The 5,758-nt window shown below is 64.8% G+C and carries 5 protein-coding genes; 4 read left to right on the top strand and 1 reads right to left on the bottom strand.

Annotation, left to right across the window (positions count from 1 at the left end; translation table 11 throughout):
• Window positions 1-188: 188 nt before the first annotated feature.
• Together V7D69_RS12865 and recF are read left to right on the top strand one after the other, a co-directional pair.
• On the top strand, window positions 189-983 hold the full coding sequence (locus tag V7D69_RS12865; protein WP_324063773.1) for a queuosine precursor transporter: 795 nt from the start codon (window positions 189-191) through the stop codon (window positions 981-983).
• Between the two features lie 46 nt (window positions 984-1,029).
• On the top strand, window positions 1,030-2,133 hold the full coding sequence (recF, locus tag V7D69_RS12860; RefSeq protein ID WP_333605995.1) for a DNA replication/repair protein RecF: 1,104 nt from the start codon (window positions 1,030-1,032) through the stop codon (window positions 2,131-2,133).
• Here the strand turns inward: recF and V7D69_RS12855 are convergent.
• Entirely contained in the window at window positions 2,105-2,839 is a 735-nt protein-coding gene (locus tag V7D69_RS12855) for an arylesterase (RefSeq protein ID WP_333605994.1), read from the bottom strand. The genes recF and V7D69_RS12855 overlap by 29 nt on opposite strands.
• Before the next feature lie 36 nt (window positions 2,840-2,875).
• On the opposite strand from V7D69_RS12855, the gene V7D69_RS12850 reads away from it, so the two are divergent.
• Together V7D69_RS12850 and V7D69_RS12845 are read left to right on the top strand one after the other, a co-directional pair.
• Window positions 2,876-3,604 carry an ABC transporter ATP-binding protein gene (locus V7D69_RS12850; RefSeq protein WP_324061013.1) on the top strand — a complete coding sequence of 243 codons (729 nt, stop codon included), beginning with the start codon at window positions 2,876-2,878 and terminating at the stop codon, window positions 3,602-3,604.
• Window positions 3,585-5,758 (top strand): ABC transporter permease (locus V7D69_RS12845; RefSeq protein WP_333605997.1); only part of this gene is annotated, 2,174 nt, incomplete at its 3' end. The genes V7D69_RS12850 and V7D69_RS12845, both read left to right, overlap by 20 nt.

Here is a 5,758-nt window from a genome sequence, read left to right as displayed (position 1 = left end):
TTCGAACCTGCGACCCCAAGCTTAGAAGGCTCGTGCTCTATCCAGCTGAGCTACGGGCGCGCGTCGCGCTTCCCATAGCGTGGTTCGCGCGCCGCGCAAACTGTGAGAGGGCGCTGGCTTGCGCTTTGGCGGCTCGGGGCGCTGTTTGGGCTTTGCCTCGCGACCAAGCCGGGTTAGGCAGAGCCCTCATGAGCGACGCGCATCTGTCCCGTATTGACGGCCTTTCCGGCGCCCGGCGCCATTTCCACTATTTCGACTATGCAATGGTCGCCTTCGTGGTGATCCTGCTGCTGTCGAACCTGATCGGCGCGGCGAAACAGGCGCAGGTCGATCTGCCATTGCTGGGACGGATCAACTTCGGCGCTGGCGTGCTGTTTTTCCCCGTATCCTACATCCTGGGCGACGTGCTGACCGAGGTTTACGGCTATGCCAACGCCCGCCGGTGCATCTGGGTCGGCTTCTTCGCCCTGCTGTTCATGGTGCTGATGAGCGTTGTGGTCGTGAATATCCCGGCAAACCCGGAATGGGCGCTGGCTTCAGCCACCTACACGATTGAAGGCAAGCAGGTGACTGCGCCCAACCAGGCCGCGTATTATTCGATTTTCGGGCAGACGCCGCGCATCGTTTTTGCTTCTCTGGTGGCGTTCTGGGCCGGCGAGTTCGTCAATTCTTTCGTGCTGGCGCGGATGAAAGTGCTAACTCAGGGGAAATACCTTTGGACGCGCACGATTGGCTCTACGATTTTCGGCGAAGGGGTGGACAGCGCGCTCTTTTATCCGCTTGCATTCCTCGGGGTCCCCGGCTTCATGCCGCGCCAGGTCATCATGCTCTCGCTGGTGCAATGGATCATCAAGACCTTGTGGGAAGTGGTCCTCACGCCGGTCACATACATGGTCGTCGGCTTTCTCAAGCGGCGCGAAGGGGTGGACGTGTTCGACGACAATGTGGATTTCTCGCCCTTCGCCAAGGCGCAATCCGTCTGAGGCATTTGTGGCATTGACGGCCTGAAGCGGCTAGTCCGGCCGCGCGATGGTTCTTGACCGCATCCTCTTGTCCCACTTCCGCAACCACCGCGAGACGGCGGTGGAAGGCACGGCGCAGTTCAACCTCCTGGTGGGGGAGAACGGCGCGGGCAAGACCAACGTGCTCGAAGCGATTAGTCTGTTGGCGCCCGGCCGGGGCCTCCGCCGCGCGCAGTTGACGGACATGCCAAGCCAGGGGCCGGAGCTGGAAGGAGACGGAGGGTTCGCAGTCAGTGCCGACCTGTCCGTGCCGGGAGGGGAGCCCGTGCGGCTGGGAACGGGTGCGTCACCGGAGCGGCCGGGACGACGGGTCGTGCAGATCAACGGCGCGGAGGCTCCGGCCGTGCGCCTGGCCGAGTGGCTTTCCATCGGCTGGCTGACGCCGGCGATGGACCGCCTCTTCGTTGAAAGCGCCGGCGTGCGACGGCGATTTCTCGACCGTCTGGTGCTGGCGGTGCGACCGGAGCATGCCGCTCATGCCGCGCGGCTGGAAAACGCCTTGCGTGAACGCAACCGTCTGCTGGCGGACGAGCGTGCGCCTGACCCGCAATGGCTGGACGCGATCGAGATGCAAATTGCAGAGGCAGGCTCGGCGGTGGCCCAGGCTCGCGGCGATCTGGTAGAACAGCTGGAGGCCATGCTTCGCGCTCTGCCCGCTTCGCCCTTCGCGCGCCCCCAGCTTGCCTATCAACCGGGCGGGCCGGTGGACGCCGGTGCGCTTTCAACCACCCTGCGTGAGGGCCGGGTTCGCGACAGGTCCGCGCAGCGCACCCTGACCGGCCCGCACCGGGATGAACTCGTGGTCACCATGGCGGGCAAGGGGCAACCGGCCGCCGAGTGTTCCACCGGCGAGCAAAAGGCCATGCTCATCGCCATCACTCTTGCGCATTCCCAGCTTCTGGAAAGCAGCGCTCAAGGCCGCCCGCGGCTGCTGCTTCTGGATGAAGTCGCGGCTCACCTCGATCCGGTGCGGCGTCACACCCTGTTCGATCGGCTGCGCGCGGGTTCGTCGCAAGTCTGGCTGACCGGCACTGAACGCGCGCCGTTCGAGGCAATCGCGAGCGAGGCCGCGATGTGGGAAGTCAGCGAGGGAGCGGTCCGGCGGATATAAGCCGGCCACCGGCCTTCGGCAGCGCTTCCGCCACATCGTCCACGGTGGCCGAAACGATCGCATCTATGCCGATCGCTGTCGGGTGCACATGATCGTCCTGCATGAGATCCGGCTTATCGATCACCGGCTGCAGGAAAAAAGGCACCAGGACGGCGTGGTATTTCTGCGCCAAACCCGGATAGATCGGATTGAACTTCGCAGCGAAATCCTTGCCCAGGTTAGGTGCAGCCATCATTCCCAGCAGGACGACCCGGATATGCTCTCCGGCAAGCCGTTTCAGTATCGCATCGAGGTTTTCCCGCGTCTGCTCCGGCGGCAGGCCCCGCAGCATGTCGTTCCCACCCAGGCTGATGATCGCAAGCTCCGGCTTCTCGGCCTGGCTCTTCAGGGTGAAATCCAGCCGCTCCAGCGCGGCGGCGGTCGTGTCGCCCGAAACGCCTGCATTCGCAATCCGCGCATTCACGCCCCGCACGCGCAGCGCCTGCTCCAGCCTGGCAGGATAAGACTCGCCGTCCTTGAGGCCATAGCCGGCCAGCAATGAATCGCCGAAAGCCAGGATAGACCGCTCCGGCCCCATGACCGGAATCTCCGGCGGACCATCGAGAGGGCTTCGGGTTTGCTGAGGTGCAGGCGGCGTTGCCCCCTTGTCGCAGGCGGCAAGTGGAAGAACCAGCGGGGTAAGAACGGCAAGACGAATGAGGCGCAAGGGTTTTTCCCGAAAGGAAGGAGCTTGTAGGAAGCCATGTTGCTATCCCATATGGGCCGCGTGACAAGTCCTTCCCGGCCCCTTCCGCCCGTTATCGTTGCTCGTGATCTGCGCCTGACCCTCGGCGACGGCGCTAACAGGGTCGAGGTCCTCGGCGGCATCGACCTGACCGTGCCGCAAGGCCAGACCCTGGCTCTGCTCGGCCCCTCGGGATCGGGCAAAAGCTCTCTGATGGCAGTGCTGTCGGGTCTCGAAAGCGCCAGTTCCGGCACGCTGACGGTCGCCGACGAGGACTTCGCCGGCATGGACGAGGACGCGCTGGCCCGCGCCCGGCGCGGGCGCATCGGGATAGTCCTGCAGGCTTTCCACCTCCTGCCCACGATGACGGCGCTGGAGAACGTCGCCACGCCACTGGAACTGGCCGGCTTGGACCTTGCCCGTGAGCGTGCGGAGACGGAACTGGCGGCGGTCGGCCTGGCGCATCGCCTCTCCCATTACCCGGCCCAGCTTTCAGGGGGCGAGCAACAACGCGTTGCAATTGCTCGCGCCCTGGCTCCGCGCCCCTTGCTGGTTTTTGCTGACGAGCCCACAGGCAATCTCGACGCGGCGACCGGCGGCGCGATCATTGACCTGCTGTTGACCCGCAGGGCTGAAGCGGAAGCGACGCTTATCATCATCACGCACGACGAGCATCTGGCGTCCCGGTGCGAAAGGGTGGTTACTCTGGCCGACGGACTGATCGCGCATGACAGTCTTTCGGGTTAAGAACCGACTGCCCTGGCGCACCGCATGGAACATCGCCCGGCGCGATCTTTCCACCCGGTTCCGCGGCCTTCGTCTGTTGCTGGCTTGCCTCGTCCTGGGCGTGGGCGCGATCTCGGCGATCGGCACGCTGACCGGCTCGATCGAACGCGAACTGGCTTCAAAAGGCCGGGAGATACTGGGCGGGGACGTGGAGCTGAAACTCTGGCAACGCGACCTCTCGCCAGAGCAATTGGCGGCATTCAGCCGCTATGGCCAAGTATCTCGCGGCTATCGCATGCAAGCGATCGCCAGCAGGGGCGAATTGACCGCGCCAGTCGCGCTCAAGGCCGTGGACAGCAATTGGCCGCTCTATGGCAGTCTCTCGCTGATTGACGGCCGAAAGGTCGGCGCACCCCCGCCGGGCTCTGTATGGATAACCAAGGGGACGGCGGCGCGGCTGGACCTGAAAGTGGGGGACGTTTTCCGGATTAGCGACAGGAAGGTCATCGTGGGCGGCGTCATCGATGCCGATCCAGAGCAGATGAGTGAAGGCTTCGCCCTGGGGGATGTCGCCATTTGCGCCATTGACCTGCCGGGCGAGGCCGGCCTGACAGTGCCTGGTGCGATGTATCGCAGCGCGGTCCGCGTGCGGTTCGATAATCCGAGACGCGATCCGGACCAGGTGGTCAACGCGCTCAAAATCCGCTTCGGGGACGGCGCTTTCGATACCCGCACACGCAAGGCCGCCTCACCCGCGACGGCCCGGTTCGTCAACCGGATGGGCCAATTCCTGGTGCTGGTCGGCCTTGCTGCCCTGATGATCGCAGGGATCGGCATCGGGGGCGGCGTGTCCTCCTATCTGGAAGCGCGCCGCACTTCGATCGCGACGCTCAAGGTGTTGGGAGCGACAAGCGGCGACATCGCGCGCATCTACTTGTTGCAGGTGGGCGCCGCGGCGCTGACAGGAAGTCTGGGCGGCATCGCCTTGGGCGTGCTGGTGACGCCGCTGCTGGCATCGGCCCTTGGCACCCTGCTTCCCGTGAGTGCGGGTTTCATCGTCTCACCCGCCGCACTCGCGACAGCGGCCGCTTATGGGCTGCTGGTCGCCTTGGTTTTCGTTGCACCGCCGTTGGCGCGGGCGCGCGCCTTTCCCGCCATGGCGCTTATGCGCGCTCAAGTCAGCCCCCTGGCCACGGACCGAAAAGCCCTGGTCCTGCCGGTGGGACTGGGCGTTGTAGCGATCCTCGCGCTGGCACTCTCCAATGCCGAGCAGCCGGTGGTGACGATCGGATACCTTGCCGGGGGCGCCGCCCTGTTTGCTTTGCTCGCGCTGGTCGGCGTGGTCATCGGCAAGCTCGCCGCGCGCCTGCCTCGCCCGCGCGATCCCATGCTGCGGACGGGGCTGGCCAATCTGCATCGCCCTGGCGCGAAGACGGGTGCGTTGGTGACGGCGCTGGGTTTCGGCCTGTCCGCGTTCGTGCTGATCGCGGCCGTGCAGACCAGCGTCGATGCCAATATCCGCAAGACCATGCCGGCGCGCGCGCCGGATTTCTTCGTGCTGGACGTGCCGCCTGACAGCGTCGCGCGGTTTCGTGATACCATCGAGCAAACGGTGCCGCATGCAACGGTCAAGTTGGTTCCCAACTTGCGTGGCCGCATTCTGGCTTACGGGCCGAAGGATCACATGACTCGCGTATCAAGCCTTGGCGAGCTTCCCGAGAATGCCTGGGCCCTGCAAGGCGAGCGCGGCCTGACTTATTCGGTTGACGTACCGGAAGGAAGCGCGGTCACGGCAGGCCATTGGTGGCCCATGCTTTATCGCGGCGAGCCTCTGGTCTCGGTGGACGAGAAATTCGCCGACGCGGTCGGCCTGAAAGTGGGCGATTACTTGACCGTGGGCGTGCTGGGCGTGGAACGGACCGCCCGTGTGGCAGCATTGCGCCGTATCGACTGGGATACCCTGGGCTTCAATTTCGTGCTGGTCTTTTCGCCGAACACGCTGGCGGATGCGCCGCACCATCTGGCGGCGACGATCGAAGTGCCCCGTGGCACACCGACCGCCGGCCTGCTGTCGAAGCTCGCGCATGCATTTCCTTCGAGTTCGGTGATCGAGACCGGAGGACTTCTGCGTAATGCCCAAACATTGCTGAGTCAGATGGCAGCAGCCGTGCTGGC

Source organism: Novosphingobium sp., assembly GCF_036733805.1.
Classification (GTDB): Bacteria; Pseudomonadota; Alphaproteobacteria; order Sphingomonadales; family Sphingomonadaceae; genus Novosphingobium.
Note: the sequence above shows the minus strand (reverse complement) of the source record. Positions and strands in the feature narration are given on the sequence as shown.

What these genes read in the sequence shown, in the direction of transcription:
- V7D69_RS12865 (WP_324063773.1), top strand. Translation starts at nt 189, where the DNA reads ATGAGCGACGCGCATCTGTCCCGTATTGACGGCCTTTCCGGCGCCCGG.
- recF (WP_333605995.1), top strand. Translation starts at nt 1,030, where the DNA reads ATGGTTCTTGACCGCATCCTCTTGTCCCACTTCCGCAACCACCGCGAG.
- V7D69_RS12850 (WP_324061013.1), top strand. Translation starts at nt 2,876, where the DNA reads ATGTTGCTATCCCATATGGGCCGCGTGACAAGTCCTTCCCGGCCCCTT.